General features: G+C 37.7%; 18 protein-coding genes and 1 riboswitch. Of the genes, 2 read left to right on the top strand and 16 right to left on the bottom strand.

The features are described from left to right. Window positions 1-9: 9 nt before the first annotated feature. The 7 genes from NQZ71_RS24545 to NQZ71_RS24515 all read right to left on the bottom strand — a co-directional run bounded on the left by NQZ71_RS24545 (window position 10) and on the right by NQZ71_RS24515 (window position 8,648). Window positions 10-1,449 carry a glycoside hydrolase family 1 protein gene (locus tag NQZ71_RS24545; RefSeq protein ID WP_275008662.1) on the bottom strand — a complete coding sequence of 480 codons (1,440 nt, stop codon included), beginning with the start codon at window positions 1,447-1,449 and terminating at the stop codon, window positions 10-12. Window positions 1,450-1,513: 64 nt separating this feature from the next. Next, complete coding sequence (locus NQZ71_RS24540; RefSeq protein ID WP_260054369.1) at window positions 1,514-3,379, bottom strand: beta-glucoside-specific PTS transporter subunit IIABC; 1,866 nt, start codon at window positions 3,377-3,379, stop codon at window positions 1,514-1,516. Between the two features lie 123 nt (window positions 3,380-3,502). Continuing rightward, entirely contained in the window at window positions 3,503-4,345 is an 843-nt protein-coding gene (licT, locus tag NQZ71_RS24535) for a BglG family transcription antiterminator LicT (protein ID WP_144455462.1), read from the bottom strand. Window positions 4,346-4,527: 182 nt separating this feature from the next. After that, window positions 4,528-5,376, bottom strand: a complete 849-nt coding sequence (locus NQZ71_RS24530) for a hypothetical protein (RefSeq protein WP_317011945.1) — start codon at window positions 5,374-5,376, stop codon at window positions 4,528-4,530. A 331-nt stretch (window positions 5,377-5,707) separates the two neighbouring features. Next, window positions 5,708-6,169 (bottom strand): hypothetical protein, encoded by a 462-nt coding sequence (locus tag NQZ71_RS24525; RefSeq protein ID WP_317011944.1) that lies wholly within the window; start codon window positions 6,167-6,169, stop codon window positions 5,708-5,710. Window positions 6,170-6,287: 118 nt separating this feature from the next. After that, window positions 6,288-7,277, bottom strand: a complete 990-nt coding sequence (locus NQZ71_RS24520) for an aromatic ring-hydroxylating dioxygenase subunit alpha (protein WP_127739581.1) — start codon at window positions 7,275-7,277, stop codon at window positions 6,288-6,290. Window positions 7,278-7,304: 27 nt separating this feature from the next. Beyond that, window positions 7,305-8,648 carry a nucleobase:cation symporter-2 family protein gene (locus NQZ71_RS24515; RefSeq protein WP_144455468.1) on the bottom strand — a complete coding sequence of 448 codons (1,344 nt, stop codon included), beginning with the start codon at window positions 8,646-8,648 and terminating at the stop codon, window positions 7,305-7,307. A 155-nt stretch (window positions 8,649-8,803) separates the two neighbouring features. Next, window positions 8,804-8,905: riboswitch (purine riboswitch) on the bottom strand. A 168-nt stretch (window positions 8,906-9,073) separates the two neighbouring features. Between NQZ71_RS24515 and guaD the strand changes: the two genes are divergently transcribed. Beyond that, window positions 9,074-10,441, top strand: coding sequence for a guanine deaminase (guaD, locus tag NQZ71_RS24510; RefSeq protein ID WP_317012532.1), 1,368 nt, complete (start codon window positions 9,074-9,076; stop codon window positions 10,439-10,441). Between the two features lie 134 nt (window positions 10,442-10,575). Here guaD and NQZ71_RS24505 read toward each other — a convergent pair whose 3' ends face one another. From NQZ71_RS24505 to NQZ71_RS24465, 9 genes are all read right to left on the bottom strand, one after another. Continuing rightward, complete coding sequence (locus tag NQZ71_RS24505) at window positions 10,576-11,172, bottom strand: NADPH-dependent FMN reductase (RefSeq protein WP_260054365.1); 597 nt, start codon at window positions 11,170-11,172, stop codon at window positions 10,576-10,578. Between the two features lie 18 nt (window positions 11,173-11,190). Further along, on the bottom strand, window positions 11,191-12,174 hold the full coding sequence (locus NQZ71_RS24500; protein ID WP_317011942.1) for a ring-cleaving dioxygenase: 984 nt from the start codon (window positions 12,172-12,174) through the stop codon (window positions 11,191-11,193). Window positions 12,175-12,316: 142 nt separating this feature from the next. Then, window positions 12,317-12,706, bottom strand: coding sequence for a DoxX family protein (locus NQZ71_RS24495; protein ID WP_144455472.1), 390 nt, complete (start codon window positions 12,704-12,706; stop codon window positions 12,317-12,319). 89 nt (window positions 12,707-12,795) lie between these two features. Continuing rightward, window positions 12,796-13,734, bottom strand: a complete 939-nt coding sequence (locus NQZ71_RS24490; RefSeq protein ID WP_317011941.1) for a ring-cleaving dioxygenase — start codon at window positions 13,732-13,734, stop codon at window positions 12,796-12,798. 164 nt (window positions 13,735-13,898) lie between these two features. Continuing rightward, window positions 13,899-14,519 carry an NUDIX hydrolase gene (locus tag NQZ71_RS24485; RefSeq protein WP_317011940.1) on the bottom strand — a complete coding sequence of 207 codons (621 nt, stop codon included), beginning with the start codon at window positions 14,517-14,519 and terminating at the stop codon, window positions 13,899-13,901. A 13-nt stretch (window positions 14,520-14,532) separates the two neighbouring features. Continuing rightward, window positions 14,533-14,817 (bottom strand): hypothetical protein, encoded by a 285-nt coding sequence (locus NQZ71_RS24480; RefSeq protein ID WP_317011939.1) that lies wholly within the window; start codon window positions 14,815-14,817, stop codon window positions 14,533-14,535. Between the two features lie 124 nt (window positions 14,818-14,941). Beyond that, complete coding sequence (locus tag NQZ71_RS24475) at window positions 14,942-15,190, bottom strand: hypothetical protein (protein ID WP_144455478.1); 249 nt, start codon at window positions 15,188-15,190, stop codon at window positions 14,942-14,944. Between the two features lie 228 nt (window positions 15,191-15,418). Further along, the gene (locus tag NQZ71_RS24470; RefSeq protein ID WP_317011938.1) at window positions 15,419-16,327 is read right to left on the bottom strand and encodes a DMT family transporter; all 909 of its coding nucleotides are present in this window, start codon (window positions 16,325-16,327) and stop codon (window positions 15,419-15,421) included. A 109-nt stretch (window positions 16,328-16,436) separates the two neighbouring features. Beyond that, window positions 16,437-17,345: a DMT family transporter gene (locus NQZ71_RS24465; RefSeq protein ID WP_144455482.1), complete on the bottom strand. Its 909-nt coding sequence runs from the start codon at window positions 17,343-17,345 to the stop codon at window positions 16,437-16,439. A 124-nt stretch (window positions 17,346-17,469) separates the two neighbouring features. On the opposite strand from NQZ71_RS24465, the gene NQZ71_RS24460 reads away from it, so the two are divergent. Further along, complete coding sequence (locus NQZ71_RS24460; protein WP_144455484.1) at window positions 17,470-18,336, top strand: LysR family transcriptional regulator; 867 nt, start codon at window positions 17,470-17,472, stop codon at window positions 18,334-18,336. The last annotated feature ends 20 nt before the right edge of the window (window positions 18,337-18,356 follow it).

Below are 18,356 nucleotides of genomic sequence, written 5' to 3'. Positions count from 1 at the left end.
TTTTTACTATTATAGCTCTTCACCATTTGTGGCAATCACATTTTTGAACCAGTCAAATGATTTTTTCTTGCTGCGCTCTAAAGTTCCGCTTCCATCATCATGTTTATCTACATAGATGAAACCGTAGCGTTTTGACATTTCGCCTGTTGAAGCACTTACTAGGTCGATACAGCCCCACGGTGTATAGCCCATAAGCTCAACACCATCTTGTACTGCTTCTCCCATTGCTTTAATATGCTCACTTAAGTAATCAATACGGTAATCATCGTTAATAGTTCCGTCTTCTTCTACTTTATCATAAGCACCTAATCCGTTTTCGACAACGAATAATGGTTTTTCATAGCGATCATATAATTGGTTTAGTGAGATTCTTAATCCAGTAGGATCAATTTCCCAGCCCCAATCACTTGCTTTCAAGAAGGAATTTTTGATTCCGCCCAAGATATTTCCTTGGCCGACTTCTTCTGGTTTTTTGTCTTTCTTTTCTGTACGTGACATATAGTAGCTCAGTGCTACATAATCAACAGTATTTTCTTTAATCAGCTCTAAATCGCCGTCTTGAATATCTAGCTCAATATTATGTTCTTTGAAGTAGCGCTTAATGAATGCTGGATAATGACCTCGCACTTGCACATCTCCACAGAAATAATTAAAGATTTGTTCTTCTTGCAATGCGAAAAGAACATTTTCTGGATTGGAATCTACTGAATATGTTGGCAGATAAACAAGCATACAGCCAATTTGTGCACCAGGAATGATTTCATGGCAAAGCTGAACCGCTCTTGCACTTGCTACAAACTGATGATGATATGCTTGGAATGTTGGCTGGTAACGGTCTTCTTCGCTTTGGATTGCAAACCCTAAGCCAAGGATTGGCATATGAAGGCTGCTGTTGATTTCATTAAATGTCATCCAGTATTTTACTTTGTCTTTGTAACGGTTGAATAAAACAGTTACATAACGCTCAAAGAATGTTACTAATTCACGGCTTCTCCAGCCACCATATTCTTTTACTAGATGAATCGGCAATTCATAGTGAGAAATTGTCACAACTGGTTCAATATTGTATTTTAGTAGCTCATCAAATACACGGTCATAGAATGCTAAGCCTTCCTCGTTTGGAGTAAGCTCATTACCATTTGGGAAAATCCTTGACCAAGCAATAGACATACGGAATGTCTTGAATCCCATTTCTGCGAAAAGTGCGATATCTTCTTTATAACGGTGATAGAAGTCGATTGCCTCATGATTTGGGTATGTATACTTCTCTGTGTCCAGCTCAAAGTCAAAGCCTGGATCTGAAAGTACTTTTAAGCGAACTTTTCCACCTGGCAACACGTCTGGTGTATTTAGTCCTTTTCCGCCTTCATTAGATGCACCTTCTAATTGGTTTGCTGCTGTAGCTCCGCCCCAAAGAAAGCCTTCTGGGAACTTAAATGTTGATGTCATAATTGTTTCCTCCTTTATAATAAAGGAGAGAATAGTGTAACACTCTCTCCTTATTCACATTGGTTTATACAATAACAGTTAATAATTTTTCAGATTGGACAATATTTTCTTCCATTGTTCCAACTACCTCTGCATACTGACCTGTGTTTGTAATAATCACAGGCGTTGTTACCGGATAGCCAGCTTCTTTAATTTTTTCAATATCAAACTCTACTAACACATCGCCTTGTTTTACTACATCATCTTGTTTAACATGCGGTGTATAGTGCTGCCCATTCAATTGAACAGTGTTTATACCAATATGAATTAATATTTCTACTCCATCTGTTGACGTAATACCAATCGCATGACCTGTTGGGAAAATAGTTGTAATAGTCCCGTTCACTGGAGAAACAGCTTTCCCAACTGTTGGCTCAATCGCTATCCCTTTTCCCATTGCTTCAGAAGCAAATACAACATCATCGACTTCTGATAATGGAAGAACAGATCCTGTTAATGGACTAAGAATTACTTCTTGTTTTAAAAGTGGCTGGGAAGGCACTTCTACCTTTTCTACTTCTTTTACAGCTACTTCTTCTTGAACTTCTTCTTTATTCTTTTTATCTTCAAAACCAAGTACTAATACTAGTACTAAAGCAATGACAAAGGCAATTAGCATCGGAATGATAAAGGAAACAATTGGTGTGTACGCTGGGATTGTTAAGAAGGCTGGGAAAGCAAATGACATTGCTTTATTTCCAAGCGCGCCACTAATTCCCCCTCCGATTGCTCCAGCAATCGCCACAAACGGAATTGTTCTTTTATTACGAAGCAATAGACCATAGATAATTGGTTCTGTTACACCTGCTAATGCTGCTGGCAAGAAAGTTGAACCAGCAACTGTTTTGACCTTTTTGTCTTTTGCTTTCAAGAAAATACCAACTGCTAATCCCATTTGGGCGAATACAGCTGCAGAAAGCATCGCCATTAATGGATCATAACCTTCTGCCAAATTCTGAAGGATAAGCGGCACAAGACCCCAGTGAAGTCCAAGTATTGTTAAGAATGTCCAGCCTGCACCCATAACAGCACCTGCTAACCAACCACTCTTCGAACTTAAGAAGCTAATTCCATCACCAATCCAGTTTCCTACATACACTCCAAATGGACCGAATGCCAACACAGTTAATGGGACAATAATCATTAAAGAAAGCATTGGTACTAAGAATAACTGCAGGTCTTTATGAATAATTTTCTTTAAGAATTTATCTAAAAGTGCATAAATACAAATCGCAATAAACACAGGGAATACGGTTGAGGAATAATCCATTAGTACAACTGGAATTCCAATAAAGCTAGACACATTGCTTGTCTCTGTCATTAACCCAGTGAAATTAGGCTCAAGTAACGCTGCCCCAATTGTTCCACCAACATATGGATTTGCACCAAGTTTAGTAGAAATCGTAATCCCTAAAAGAATCGGAAGGAAATAGAATACTGCATTTCCGGCCGCAGACAGAATCGAGTACGTACCACTTGTTGTTGATAACAGCCCTGACATTGTTAAGACCGTTAAGATTGCTTTTAACATACCTGCACCAGCAAGTGCTCCAATTAATGGAGAGAAGCTGCGTGAGATAACTTCAAAAATCTGTGCACCAATTCCTTGCTTCGGTGCATTTGCTGGAGCTTGCTCTGAACTGCCAATATTGGCAATCTTATTTATCTCTTTATAAACTTCTGGAACATGGCTGCCAATTACTACTTGGAACTGGCCGCCACTTTCTACAACACTAAGCACCCCGTCTAAGTTTTGCAAAGCTTCTTTGTTCGCTTTGCTGCTATCGTTTAATTTGAAACGCAAGCGTGTTGCACAGTGAACAAGGCTTGAGATATTTTCTTCTTTGCCTACTAAATCGACAATGTCATTAGCAAGTTTAGTATTACTCATTTTCTTTTCTCCTTTTCTTTATAACACTTATATTCATTCCCTATTGACGTAAAAATTTCCAACAAAAAAACCTAAATCAAAACATCTCTGTTTGATTTAGGTTTTGCCCGCTAGGTTACAACCCTATTTGTCATTATTGCTTTTGACAACTCGTTCTATATGGATGGTTAAATAAATCATTTCTTCGTCTGTTAACACATAGGTATACATGCTTTCAATAAATTTCTTTATTTTCAGGGCACATGTATGTGCATCAGGGTATTTCATTTGAATTACTTGATATAAATCGTCATCTGTTGAGCTGTTATAGTGATTACCTTTCACTAAACGCTGCGCAAAAAACTTAAGATGTGTAATAAAGCGGTAGAAATGCAGCGAATTTTCATTAAAATCAATTTTAAAGTGATACCTTACAAGTGTTAAGATTTCCTGCATGATTTTTGTCATATCATGAACAACTGGCATCTCTTCATTCAACTCAGCGTTGATGAAGTGAAGTGCCAAAAATCCTGCTTCATCCTCTGGCAAGATTACACCAAATTGATCACAAATCATATTCAATGCTTCTAGTCCTACCTCATACTCATCTCTATACAGTTGTCTAATTTCCCAAAGTAATCCATTTTTTATTGGAAGGTGGTTCTTAAAGCGATCCACCGCATAATAAATATGGTCTGTTAAATGAATATAAATGCTTTCGTTTAATTTCTTACCAAGCTTCATCTTTGCATAAGCAATAATCTTCTCTGATAATTGCATATATTCAATCGGCATATCAGCTATCAAGGTTTTGAAATTCGTCATCATATCTTCGTTTTCTAAAGTGAAAATTTTATCAATTTGCTCTTCAGCAATCTGATCACCAGCTCGCTTTTGAAAAGCTATCCCGCGACCAATGATAATAATTTCTTGATTATCTTTTAAAGAGATAACCGCATTGTTGTTTAATATTTTCTCGATTTTCACTTTATTACCCTCCGATATATAGAGAAAAAGGCAAAACCCACCCTTTAAAAATAAGGTAATCGGTTTTGCCTGATTTAACAGTTACAATCCGTTCTGTATACGCTTCCTATATCTTATCAAATAAAATAAAAAATAGCAAGAATATTTTTATCAAGGGTACTTCAGCCCATTATTTTACAAAATTAAAGAATCACTTCTCTTACCTGTAAGGATGCTTGGTTATTACTTTGGATGGTTATGTCTGCATCATAGTATCCACTTTCAAAGGAAGAACATTTATAATCACCAGAACAACCAGTCACAAAAAATGGGGTATTCGGAAAGTTAGCATGAATATTTGTTAGCTTTGAATAAAAAACATGGGCATGATGTGTGAAGATACCAAGGATTCTGCTCCTTACATTAGCTGGAATTGCATTAAAAAACCGGTCTGTTTCTTGTCTGCTCACGACATGATCAGAACTAACTGTATTATAGATTCCTGGTACATAAAGAGGCCAATGTGTATCAATAATATAGTAATGATTAGGATCTAAATTATTTAATAGATTAATACTGTCTTGGCTGAATGTCCCCGTCCCATTATCAAGCCATACATGCTGCACTAACCCTCGAGTTCTCGGAATACTCACCCTGCCTGTTAACGGGTTAAAATATTGCAGAAATAAATTCCTACTATCATTTCTGCTCGTATCCTCCCAGTTTCCTATTGATGTCCGATAGTAGATATTTTTCGGTCCTAAATTGTGATCCACAATGTTTTTGAACTGCTGATAATAGCTTCGCGCCTCTGCTGTTGTAAAAGCTCCTAATGCATGGGCATTGTCTCCGCCAAAAATGACATACCTTTTCGTCCCACTATTTATCGCCCTTGGGAGAAAATTATTAAAAATACTTTGGCTGTTCAAATAGCCTACATGACTATCCCCAATAACTGCTATGTTGACAGTATAGCTTGACGTTGCCTGTAAACTAGATTGGGTTAACGGAGTACGGTTAGAGCCCGAATTACCACTTCTTTGTTTATTCATTTTCATCACACTCTTTTTCATAAACTTCCTATATGATATTCAGTAAGTGATTGAGTGCTTGTACCTTTTTATCTGTATTATGTAGTAAGAGGTCGAGACGAACCAGCTATAACGTATCATCTAGCTTTGAAACAATCGAGTATGGAAGTTTCATTGCACTGCGGCCACTCGCTTTCCGCAGGGAGGATGGAGCCTCCTCTTGGTAGCAGAAAATACCCAAATAAATCTCTGAACTATCAAACAATATTCTATTAAACAGCCCAGTTTTAACCTAACCTTAAATACTTTTGCTCCAGCCTTTTTGTGTACCGCTACACCTTAAACATTCCTTTTAAATACCTTCCCACAGCAATATATATTCTGTTTTATGTAGCGATATATTACTCAATATAGTTGATAATTTTTCAAGATTACTTTTCGTTTCATCTTTTGTAAAAGTATTAACGAATTTATTAGGTGTATAATCAACTGAATTTTCAGCTATTATTAACTGTTTACTTATGTCTAATAATTCTTCAAAAGAACAACCATTGATTATACTTATTCCTGCTAAAGAAATACCTTTTTCTGTTGCTTTCTTTGTATGGAATTTTTTTAAAAACTTAAAATCTTGTACAGATAAATGATTGAAATCTATATTATCTGGATAAAAAACCGGGAGATTATTTAACAGTTCTATTTGACGAGGATGTGCTTCTTCAAGATATCCAAAAAAATCATCGTGAAAATATATAATATCTATCATATTATTTTTTTGTGTGTTGATAATTTTTATTTCGTGAAATTCAGTCATTGTCCTAACTCCTGTCTTTTTTTTTCATTATATTAAAGATCGGACAAAATAAATCTTAAAAACGTATAATAATTGTTTCCACCTGCCCGCAATAAAAAAAGCACGGGTATCCCCGCGCTTACACTCTCTCTAATACTGGTGTAGTCCCATTCTCAACACCCAATTGATTTAACCATCTGCGATAAGCAATTGTTAACGCATCTGATTTAAGATGTAATTCCGCTTGTAAATCTAACGGAAGCAATTCTGGTTTTTGACTTTGTACAATATCAAGATCCTGATAAAAAATCGTGTCTTGGAACTCAACAAATGGTTCGTCAGGCATATCCAAATCATAGTTTCTTGTTAACAGCATATAAGCCTGTGATTGTTCATTTCCCGCTTGATTAACAATTAGCAGAATCGTTAATGCATCATCAGAGCCTTCAGATGTTTTCGTAAATCGAGCTGTTGTTGGATTTAAGATTTCGTATACATAGTCTGCATACCCGCCTTTTGAACGGCCATCTGGATTTGGCTGGTAAACAGGAATTTTGCTTGTAATATAGCGATTATCGATAAAATCTACTTTATAATCTACTACTTCCGCATGTTCCTCGTCTCCTAATAAGCCTTCATGTACGAACATAAGATGTGACACATCAAGAAAGTTCTCGATAATTCTTGGTGCGTTTGCATTTACATCATATGGGCCACAAATGACAGTACGGTGATTCTCCATGTTATATTCTGGATAAGAAATAAGCGGCGACGGATTGTCGCCTAAGTTCACCCAAATCAGCCCAAGATATTCTTCACAATGATAAACAGTCGCTTTAGCCTTTTTTGGAATCGCTCTGCCATTTGGAAGGGCAGGTATCTTTACACATGCTCCTACACAATCATATTCCCAAGCATGGTAGGCACACACTAAATTCCCGTTTTTCACCTTTCCAAGCGAAAGGGCAGCACCACGGTGGATACATAAATCCTTAAAGGCATGAACTCCCTTTTCATTTCGGAAAATAGCGACTCTTTCGCCAAGCACAAATACTTGCTTGGGATCTTCTAATAGCTCCTCTGCTTTACATACTGGATGCCATTCATTCCATAGTCTATCCTGTTGCATCATAGTGTTGACTCTCCTTTTTTCTTCCTAGTTTACGTTCATGGAAACATCATTAACTTTAACTTTATCGTCTTTTTTCTGTGGTAACACTAGGTTCAGTACCAATGCAGCAATTGCTCCAATAGCTGTTCCAGATGATACAAAATAAGTAACGATTTCCGGCAATCCTGCTAGCACATCAGCAGGCATCAATACAGCAAATAATGCAAGCATAATTGGGACACCGATAACAAGCATATTTCTTTCAGTGAATGCTTCATCTTTAATAACTTTAAAACCATTCATCATGATAACAACACATAAAATCGCAAATACGCTATTCACAACCACACTAGGAATACATGCGATTAAGCTTGTGAGCTTTGGCATCATGCCAAGTAATACTAAAATAACTCCACCTACAATAATTGGTTTACGGCTCTTCACTCCAGTTATCGCAATAATACCAGCATTAGAAGAATAACCTGTTACGGGTGTTCCTCCAAAGAAGGAACCAACAAAACAGCCTAACCCTTCACCAAGTGCTCCACCATTTAAACGCTTGTCATCTAGCTCTTCGCCAGTTACTTTACTTACAGTAAACCAAGTTCCAGTAGTTTCTATAGTGACAATAAGGTAAACAACGATCATAACGATAATGGCATGGAGATTAAACTCTGGCATACCGAATGAAAATAGACCTGGCATTTGGAACCATGCAGCAGTCTTAAGCGAATCAAAATGAACTAATCCAAAGAAGGAAGCAATAATTGAACCTATAATAAGTGCTAATACAACGGACACAACTTTAATATATTTCCATTTGGATTTCGCTTTTTCGCCAACATACATACAAAATATAAGAATAGCAGCTGTAATTGTAGCAATAAGGATGTTCTCTCCAAAGCTGCCTTCTGCTGAGTAAATAGAATTAATGGCACTTGGCATTAATGAAAGTCCAACAACCACAATCACCGTCCCTGCAACGATAGGTGGAATGATTTTTCTAACGACCTTACTATAAACCTTAAGCGGATAACCTAATAAAGCAACGATTAACGCACCTGGTATTAAACTGCCAATCATCGCCCCAATACCAGATGTTGTGCCAATTGCTGCCAGTGCACTTAATGGCACAAATGACGGCCCTTGCATAACAGGAAGCCTCATTGCAAATCCTGCTTGAATAATTGTGGCAATACCGCAAGCAATAAATGTCATTTGAATCAACAAAGCACTATCTGATACAGAAAATGAAAGTAAGCCTGCCAAGATGATTGGCGGAATAAATAAATCCATTGCTAATACTTGCTGTAACCCTAAAAATATCGACTTACCAACGGAAATATTTTCTTTTTCTCCCGTCATATTCTCCTTCATACCTTTTGCCATTCTCCCATTCCCCCTGTAGGTTACTAGACATTCATATAATCAAAAGTTTCTACCAACGCAAAAAGCTCGAAATACATAATTTTCCAGACAACAGAAAAGCATGTACTTCGAGCTTTATAGATTCAAAGTATCAAAAGAATAGACTAAACCCATAGACCATTCTTTTTGCTTTTCATAGTCAGTTTATTTACGGTAAACAGGTAGAAACTTGTAGGCCATATCCCCACGATTATATGAAAAACACTATTTAGTTTTGTTTTTTACTACAATACCACGATTTTTTTTTAGTGCAAGATATTTTTCAAAAATAGTTTTTTCTTAATATTTAAAATCTAGTAAAACTATCTGATTTCCTGTAGACTAGCTATTAATCATCTATTACAATATTTATATTACCATAAAACACGAACGATAGGAAGGTGTTTATTATTAATTATACGTATATTTTTCATGGGACCGCATTTACCAGTTACTCTCCTGAAAAAGTAAATATTTTGGAGAATCATCTCTTTTTTGTAAATGACAATGGGATAATCGAAAAGATTGTTAGTCCTGAACAAGAGGATTACACATCCCTTTTAGCTAAACATCAAGAAGAAGCTAACTTTCATCAGTTGGAAGATGGCCAATATTTCTTACCTGGTTTTGTCGATTTACATGTTCACGCTCCGCAATGGGCTCAATCAGGTACTGCCCTGGATCTTCCGCTGTATGATTGGCTGCATACGTATACCTTTCCACTTGAAGCAAAATATGCGGATTTGGCATTTGCCAAAACTGTGTATGAGGATTTAGTTAGTACATTACTCGCTAACGGAACCACTACTGTCCTGTATTTTGCGACAGTCCACAAGGAAGCAAGCTTGTTATTAGCAGAAATTTGTGCAAGAAAGGGTCAACGCGGTCTTGTTGGAAAGGTAGTCATGGATGATCCAGACCAAAATCCAGATTACTACCGAGATGCAGATCCAAAAACAGCTATAAAAGATACGGAGGAGTTTATCCTTGCAATGAAGGATTTAGCCAAGGAAGTAAAGCAAGGTGTCTACCCTGTTGTAACTCCGCGTTTTATCCCGAGCTGTTCAGATGAAGCATTGAAAGGACTTGGTGAGCTTGCAGCTAAATACGACACTCATATCCAGTCACATTGCAGTGAAAGTGATTGGGCTCATCAATATGTGAAGGATAGATTCCAGAAAAATGATGCCTTCGCACTTCATGACTTCGGATTGTTAGGCGATAAATCTGTCATGGCACATAGTAATTTCCTTGATGACAAGGATGCTGAATTGTTCGCTAGCACTGGTACCGCCATTAGCCACTGTCCACTCTCAAACGCATACTTTGCCAACAGTGTATTGCCGTTGAAAAGGTTTCAAGCGATGGGAATCGATGTAGGGCTTGGAACAGACATTTCAGCAGGTGCTACACCGAGTATTTATGACAATGCCAAACAAGCAGTCGTCTCGTCTAGAATGCTAGAGGATGGTGTCAGTACCGCTCTTTGTACAGAAGAACGTGGCGTGGCAGATTCTCGTATTTCCATTCATGAAGCCTTTTATTTAGCTACTGCTGGCGGTGGTGAAAGCTTAAGCCTGCCTATTGGAAAATTAGAAGAAAACTATACGTGGGACGTCCAAATTATTGATACAAAGACGCCATCAGCAAAGCTTCCTATTTTTGATGCTCATGAAGCTTTAGATGACATTTTCCAAAAGATCATTTATCTTGTTCGCCCAGAAAACATTAAAGAGGTTTGGGTTCAAGGGGAAAGAGTTCATTCTCGAGTGTAATAAAAAACAAGCAAAACACGAACATTGCATAGCAAGGTGCGTGTTGACTTGAATTGATTCTCTGTAAATATAAAAAAACTGCCCTATATTAACAAATAAGCCTGTGCAGCATGCACAGGCTTATCTTCATACTATTATTTACGGATAGTTTTCAATGCAGTTGACCATGGTATTACTTGGTCTAGCATTTGGTTAACTGACTCTCCTTGAACTTCTTTCGGTTTGAATTCTGTCCCATTTTCAAAATCAGTGAATAAAGACAATGCTGGGTGTACACGAACATCTGCCACAAGCAATTCTCCTAGTATTCCACGCAGATGCTCTGCTGCACGAGCGCCACCAACTGAACCGTAAGAAACAATACCTGCAGCTTTGTTATTCCATTCATCACGAAGGAAGTCTAAAGCATTTTTCAATGCTGCTGTAATAGAGTGGTTGTATTCTTGCACGATAAATACGAAGCCGTCTTGTTTCGCGATAATTTCAGACCAAGCAGCAGCTCCTGAAGCATCCGCACCTGGCTCACCTAAGAATGGCAATTTATAATCAGCGATATCAATAACTGTATAGTTTGCATCACCGCGTTTATCTGCTAATTCCTTCACCCATGCGCCAACCTGTGGACTTACACGTCCTTCTCTAGTAGATCCAAGTATAATACCGATATTTAATTTTTCCATTGTTTGTTCCTCCTCTTGTTTTGTTCCAAATAGTTTACTGAAAAAACCCATTAACATAATCCCCTTTTATTACAAATATTCTTTGTCTATTTTTAGATTGCTGCGAACGGTGTTGATTGGGCGGACAAGCTGCTCAATTTCATCTCGTTTTGATTCAAAGAATGGCGGTAGTGATAATTTTTCTCCAAGCGTTTCATACGGCTCATCACCCATGAATCCTGGTCCATCTGTTGCCAATTCAAACAATACTTGTGGTGCCACATTAGAGTACAAGGATCCGAAATAGTATCGCTCCACAAAACCTGAATTTGGTAATTGGAAGCTTGATAACCGATTTGTCCATTCATCCAATTCAGCGCGATCTGCCACACGAAATGCAGCATGGTGGATTGTCCCAAATCCTTGTCGCGCTTGAGGGAGAATGTTATTGAATTCGACGATTACTTGTGCACCATTCCCGCCTTCACCCATTTCAAATAGATGGAATGAATCTTCCTGCCCTACCTCCTTCATGAGGAACACTTTCTCCAATACCTCTTTGAAGTAATCAAAATAAGATGTTCGAACAAAAATTGGTCCTAAACCAGTTATCGCAAATTCTAATGGCACTGGACCATTTTGCCACGGTGTACCTGCTGGAACTCCTTCATTTTGTTCATCTGAAATTAACTGGTACTGCTGGTCGTCAAAATCGATAAATGCTAACGTCTTTTTACCAAATTGCTCTTGAATGCCTTTATGTTTTACATCGTATTTGTCAAAGCGTTTCACCCAATATGCAAGAGCTGCGTCTGTCGGCACACGGAAAGAGGTTTTTGAAATTTCATTCGTGCCGTGCACTCCTTTTGGGATACCAGGAAAATCGAAAAATGTCATGTCTGTACCAGGACTGCCAACATCATCAGTGAAGTATAAATGATATGTTTGGATGTCATCCTGATTAACTGTTTTTTTCACAAGTCTTAATCCTAGAACATTAGTAAAAAACTCATAAATTTTTTCAGCGCTGCTTGTAATTGCTGTAATGTGATGAAGTCCTTTTAATTCATTCATGGAATAGTCCTCCTATTTTTATCTCGATATCGAGATATGAGCGAAAAAATATATTTTTATTTTTAATTAAGATATCTTTAATTCGTGATAATTATATCACTTACATATATAAAGGTCAATAACAGTATACCTACTTAATTTCTTATAAGCCTAATGCAAATGCTCCAGGTCCAACTAAAGCCATTCCAATTGCCACAACAATAAGCATTAAATTATATTCATAACCGCCTGCACCATTGGCAAAGCCTTTCGAACCATGAACTTTTACAATTGCTCCTGCCATAATAATCGTAATGATAGCTGCTGCCAATGGTAAAAATAAACCTATAATAAACAAAATTCCACTTAAGAACTCACCAAGGCCGCTCAATACTGCTGCAGGTACCCCTGGTTTCACACCAATAGACTCAAACCAGCCGCCTGTTCCTTTTATTCCGTGTCCACCAAATAATCCGAACAGCTTCTGTGATCCATAAAACATAAACACAATTCCAACCATTACTCGAATTAATAATAAACCTAAATCTTCCATTTTTTATCTTCTCCTCTACTATTTCTTCATTTTTTTATGTGACTTAAATAACCCTCCTGTGAAGCCATATTACCTATGGCTTCACACGGTTAATCTAGCTGTTTTACTTCAATTGGGATAAGGACTTTCTCAAGCTGTGCACGATGCTGCTCATATTGCGCTGGCAGCTTCAAGTTTGTTCCCATTGTTTCAAGCGTTTCATCATGAGCAAACCCTGGAGGATCTGTAGCAATTTCAAATAAAATCTCTCCATGCTCTCTAAAGTAGATAGCATTAAAGTAGTTTCTGTCACGAACAGCTGTTACACCATATCCTTTATCTGCGATATATTCCTGCCAGTCTAATTGGTCTGCATCATCAGTAGCACGCCAAGCAATATGATGAACAGTGCCGACTCCCATTTCACCTCTGCCAATAGTCGTTGTTTTTAGATCAATAATATTACCGATATCAGCTGTTGAGCGGAATCGGATAATATCGGTTTCTTTTCCGACGACTTCAAGTCCCATTACATGCTCCAACAATTCAGCCGTTTTTTCTGGTTGTGCAGACAACAATGTTGCACCGCCAAAACCTTTAATGGCCACATCTGGAGTCACATTGCCGAATGTCCAAGTATTTTCTTCTCCTTCTGCTCTTTCAACTAATTGTAGCTGAAGGCCATGTGGATCATTAAATTCAAGATACATTTCTCCAAAGTGCTCCGCTTTTTCAAAAGGAATATTGAATTTTTCTAGTCTTTTTTCCCAGAAACTTAATGCTCCGACTGGTACAGCATAAGAAGTGACACCTACTTGACCATCTCCAATCTTCCCTTGCCTTGCTCCAGCCCATGGGAAGAACGTAATAATTGTACCAGGCTTGCCGCCTTCATTACCGAAATAGAGATGATATGTTCCAGGATCATCAAAGTTAACCGTTTGTTTCACTAATCTTAATCCTAATACACCTGCATAAAAATCAACATTTTCCTGTGGATGCCCGACAATTGCTGTAATATGATGAATTCCCATTGTTTTTTTGCTCATTTCATTTTTCCTCCACTCTTCTAATTAATTTATTTTGAATTCGAGATATTTATTTAAAAAAATAAAATGAAGTTGATTAACAATATCTCGAATTAATATATCTTGAATATGAGATAATAATAAAATATTTATCGTTAGATGTCAACAGCTTTTTAAAAAAAATATTAATCAAAATATACTGGCTCATTTTGATTATATAAATGCTTAAAAGCAAGTTGAATCTGTGCCTCTGTATTTCTTGGCAATGACAGCGGCGGGAGATTGCTTTCTGCAAAAAACTGAACAGCGCTTGTTTCTATCCCTTCTGCTGCAAGACCACCAATAATTTCACACTGGATCAACAGCTTATACACATGTATTGGAGATGGAGGATGGTTATGAAATTTCTTATCAAACACTGCAATCAATTTCAATGCTTTTACGTCAAAACCAGATTCCTCCTTCACTTCTTTAACAGCAACTTCACTTGGAGATAAGCCGATGTCTCCCCAACCGCCAGGCAATGCCCATTTGCCATCTGTTTTTTCCTTTACTAACAAAATCTTCTTATCTAAAAACACAGCTGCTCTTATATCAACCTTTGGAGTTGCGTAGCCTGTTTCATTTGCAAACAAGTCCTTGATGATGGAAGCATCCATATTAGTATACTTAGCCAATATCTCCACACTTATTCTGCGAATTGATTCAAATCTTTCCTTATCATATACATCCTTTGAGTAAGTCAATCCTGTTTGGGCTATTGCTTGCAGCTCCTTCGCCCATTTCAGCCATTCAGACTCCTTCATTATATGCCCCCAATCAATTTGTCATTATCAAATATGTAGTCATTTCCTTAATTACATTCTTTCCTGCACTAACGAATTGGTATAAATGACCGAAGGAGAACTCACTGCCCTCTGCTGTTTTAAAGCTGCCATGAGCAGCAGCGGTACTGCCGTGTGTAATGATTTGCTGAACCTCTATTTCTGCTATTTCTCTATTGAAGCGGTCTAGTATCGCCTCAAGCACCTCTTTTTTCCCAGTAGCTGATTCTTGTCCGACTAAAATCCAATTACTATTATTAGTAAAAGTAGTCTCTAGCATACCGATGTCTTTCCTTGCTAAAGCAATAATATGTTCGTTAATAAATCTTTTTTTAGGTGAGTTACCGCAGTCTTTTGGACTTTTCACTTTTATACTGTCGATACTTCCCACTCCCTTAAATGATTTAGTTAAATGCACCTGAACAATACTTATCTATTAGCCATGCTTGTACATGTTCTCTGCATTCTGTTGATAAAAAGGTTCTTTTTGGATGAATTAAATCACCATATGGCATAGAGCCGACAAACTTGACCTCTCCTGCAAAGTTTTTGCCTGTAATGGCATCCATTCCTGAAAACTGCACAAAAATGGTTTGATGCCCTGTTTTTTCATAATCTAGTATGCTCACTACATGTTGTTTTACATGTGACATTTAGTACCCCCGAAATAATACTTATAAAATTGCTACATACACCTTATTATTTTCTCCAGTCGGATGCAAGCATCTTCATTGAATTTTTTAAGGATTTTTCATATAATAAACCACAATTTGTTAATTTATATAAATTTCAACATTTCCGCCTCAGTCAATTTCATTTTATTGACAAATCCCCAAAAGAAAAGAGCCTTTTGTAAGCAAAAGACTCTTTTCTACAAAATACTATAATCTTTCATTTATTTGTGTTTTCACACTTCTAGGTTTTAGCTTAATATTCACAAAGCATATGCTGATAACAATACATATTAGTCCTAATACTAGCTTGAAGGTTATCGATTCATTTAAAACAATAGAGCTGCAGAAAATGGCAATTAGCGGTATGAGAAAGGTGTACGAACCAACTTTACTTGCCTCACCAGCGCCAACAAGTGTAAAGTAGACGAGCCAGCCAAATGCAATCACAAATATGGAAATGAACAACAGGTTAGCAATGAAAGGAAGCTGCCAATCAATACTGGACCAGCTTTCTGTTCCTGATCCAATCGTTAATAAGACGATTCCGCCTATCAGAAGCTGCATGGTAACCATCCATATCGAGTCAACTCGATTGCCTGTTTTTTTCACAAAAACCGTGCCTAAGCCCCAGCCAACCGCTGAACCAAGGGCAAGGAATATTCCAATGACAGAGATATCACCAGTTAGACCGCCCATACTTATAACAGCAACGCCAACAAACCCTAATATCAATCCAACAATTTTCAATCCATACATTAATTCCCCAAGCCAAAGCCATGAAAAAATGCCAAGAAGAACTGGCTCTATAAATACAATTGCAGAAAATAGGCCTGCCGGCATAAAACCTAACCCGACTGTTTGCAATCCGTAAAAAATAATAATGTTTAATACAGCAGAAATAACATATAAGTGCCATGTTTCCTTAAATCTTAGTTGCTTGATACGTGGCAATGCAAACACAAGCAATATTAATCCTCCAAGGACGGTTCGTATCCCGGCAAAAAGCAGTGGTGGTGTGTATTCAAGGGCCATTTTTGATAACGGCCAGTTGACTCCCCATACTATAACGAGAAAAGTCAAAAGCAATATCGTCTTTGTTTGAGATAATTTTTTCATTTTGTGACCTCTCTCCTATATCTTACTCTGACTGAAAGTCTCCATGAAAAGATTATCTCATAACCATTTAATCTACAATCAAAACGTCCTCGCTTAGCTGGCTGATTTTTTAAATCGTTTGTTTCTTTATCTTCATCACAGGCTGACTGATTGCCTCGTCTTCCTTCTTCTCAGACTTGAGACTTGCCGCAATTACACCAGCTAATACAAGTAATGCTCCTGCATATCCTTGCAAGCCAATATTTTCGTGCAGAAAAATGGCTGCAAATATTGCTGCAAAAATCGGTTCGAGCGCAAAAATAAAGCCTGTGACCTCAGGTGTTGTATGCTTTTGGGCAATAGGCTGCATCACAAACCCATATGCTGAGCAAATGAGCGCAAGACCAAGGATAGCAAACCAATCTAAACCGTTATTTGGCAGTGACAGATCACCAAACACGAATATCCCGATAATTGCTGCAAATAAGGCTGCAAACCCAAGCTGATATACACCAAGCTTTAACGGATCAACATTCTTTATAAAACGGTTTGTCACGATAATATGCAATGCATAAAAAACAGCAGCTGCCAAGCAATAGAGAGAGCCTGTTGCAAGTGCAAAGTCATCGCCAATTGTCAGAAGTGCCAAGCCAATAGCAACTATAATTACTCCTACAGAAATCATGGTACTCGGCCATTTTCTATATATAAGTGCTTGCAGCATTGGTACAAGTATTACTGTCGTACTTGTGAGGAAGCCTGCAGTAGAGGCAGTTGTGGTTTTCATCCCGTAAGAGAGGGAGATGAATATCCCTAATAAAAGCAAACCTGTTACCATACTGTATTTTAATGTTTTAACATCAATTGGAAAAATTCTTTTTGAAAATAACGCAATCATGACAAAAAATGCGATACCGAATCGAAATGCCACCATTGTCATCGGTGACATGGAATCAGCACAAATCTTCATAAAAATATATGAAGTTCCCCATCCCATTGAGACTGTCGCCAATATTAAGTTTGCTTGCTTCTGTGTCATAGTGCCTAAGCCCTTCCCTCTTCTAAATATTCTTTCGGCTTAATATTATCAACAGCATTTACATTAGTAAAACGAATATTTATAATTTAACCATTAGAATTCCTAATCTAAAGGGAGAATGCAAATGAATCAATATTACGCATTTATTAAAGCGATTGAAACAGGCAGCTTTACAAAAGCGGCAGAAGAGCTTGGCTACACACAATCCGCCGTTAGTCAAATGATCCATACGCTTGAAAAGGACCTTTCTGCAACCTTAATCATTCGCTCCAGAACAGGCATAACCTTAACACCTGATGGAGTGGAATTGTTACCTTTCATTCGGAAAATATGCAATTCACATCGGGAGCTGCTTGAAAGGCGTAAGGAGATGGAGGGTCTTGAAAGCGGACTTATCAGGATTGGCGCATTTTCCAGCGTCTCCAGCCATTGGCTTCCAAGATTAATGAAGGATTTTAAGGAACAGCATCCTGCCGTTCACTTTGAATTACATCAAGGGGATTACACTGATATCTCCAATTGGATTAAAGAGGGAAGTGTTGATTTTGGCTTCGTAAATCCATACGGCATCAATAACCTGACAACAATAAAGCTGCAGGAGGATGACATGCTTGCTGTTTTACCTTTAGATCATCCATTGGCAAGTCTTGATAAAGTACCGCTTCAACAGCTGACAAATGATCCGTTCATTCTTTTAAAAGATGGGGAAATTAGCGAGGCATTAACGATTTTCAATCATTATCATTTTGAACCAAACATTCACTATCACGTTCATGATGATTACACCATTATGTCCATGATAGAACAAGGACTTGGCATCTCTATCCTGCCAAAGCTCGTGCTGCAAAGATGCCCTTATCAAATTGTAACGAAGCAAATAAACCCGCCCTTTGTCCGGACCATTAGCCTTGCATACAAGGACAAAAGAGTGCTGCCAATCGCCTGTAGGCATTTTATTGATTTTATTTTGCAGAGATACCGTAAGCAATGATATTAGAAAGTAAGGACGCC

Origin of the sequence: Niallia taxi (assembly GCF_032818155.1) — a bacterium.
Taxonomy (GTDB): Bacteria; Bacillota; Bacilli; order Bacillales; family Cytobacillaceae; genus Niallia; species Niallia taxi_A.
The sequence above is the reverse complement of the archived record's forward strand: the minus strand, read 5'-3'. Positions and strand labels throughout refer to the sequence as shown.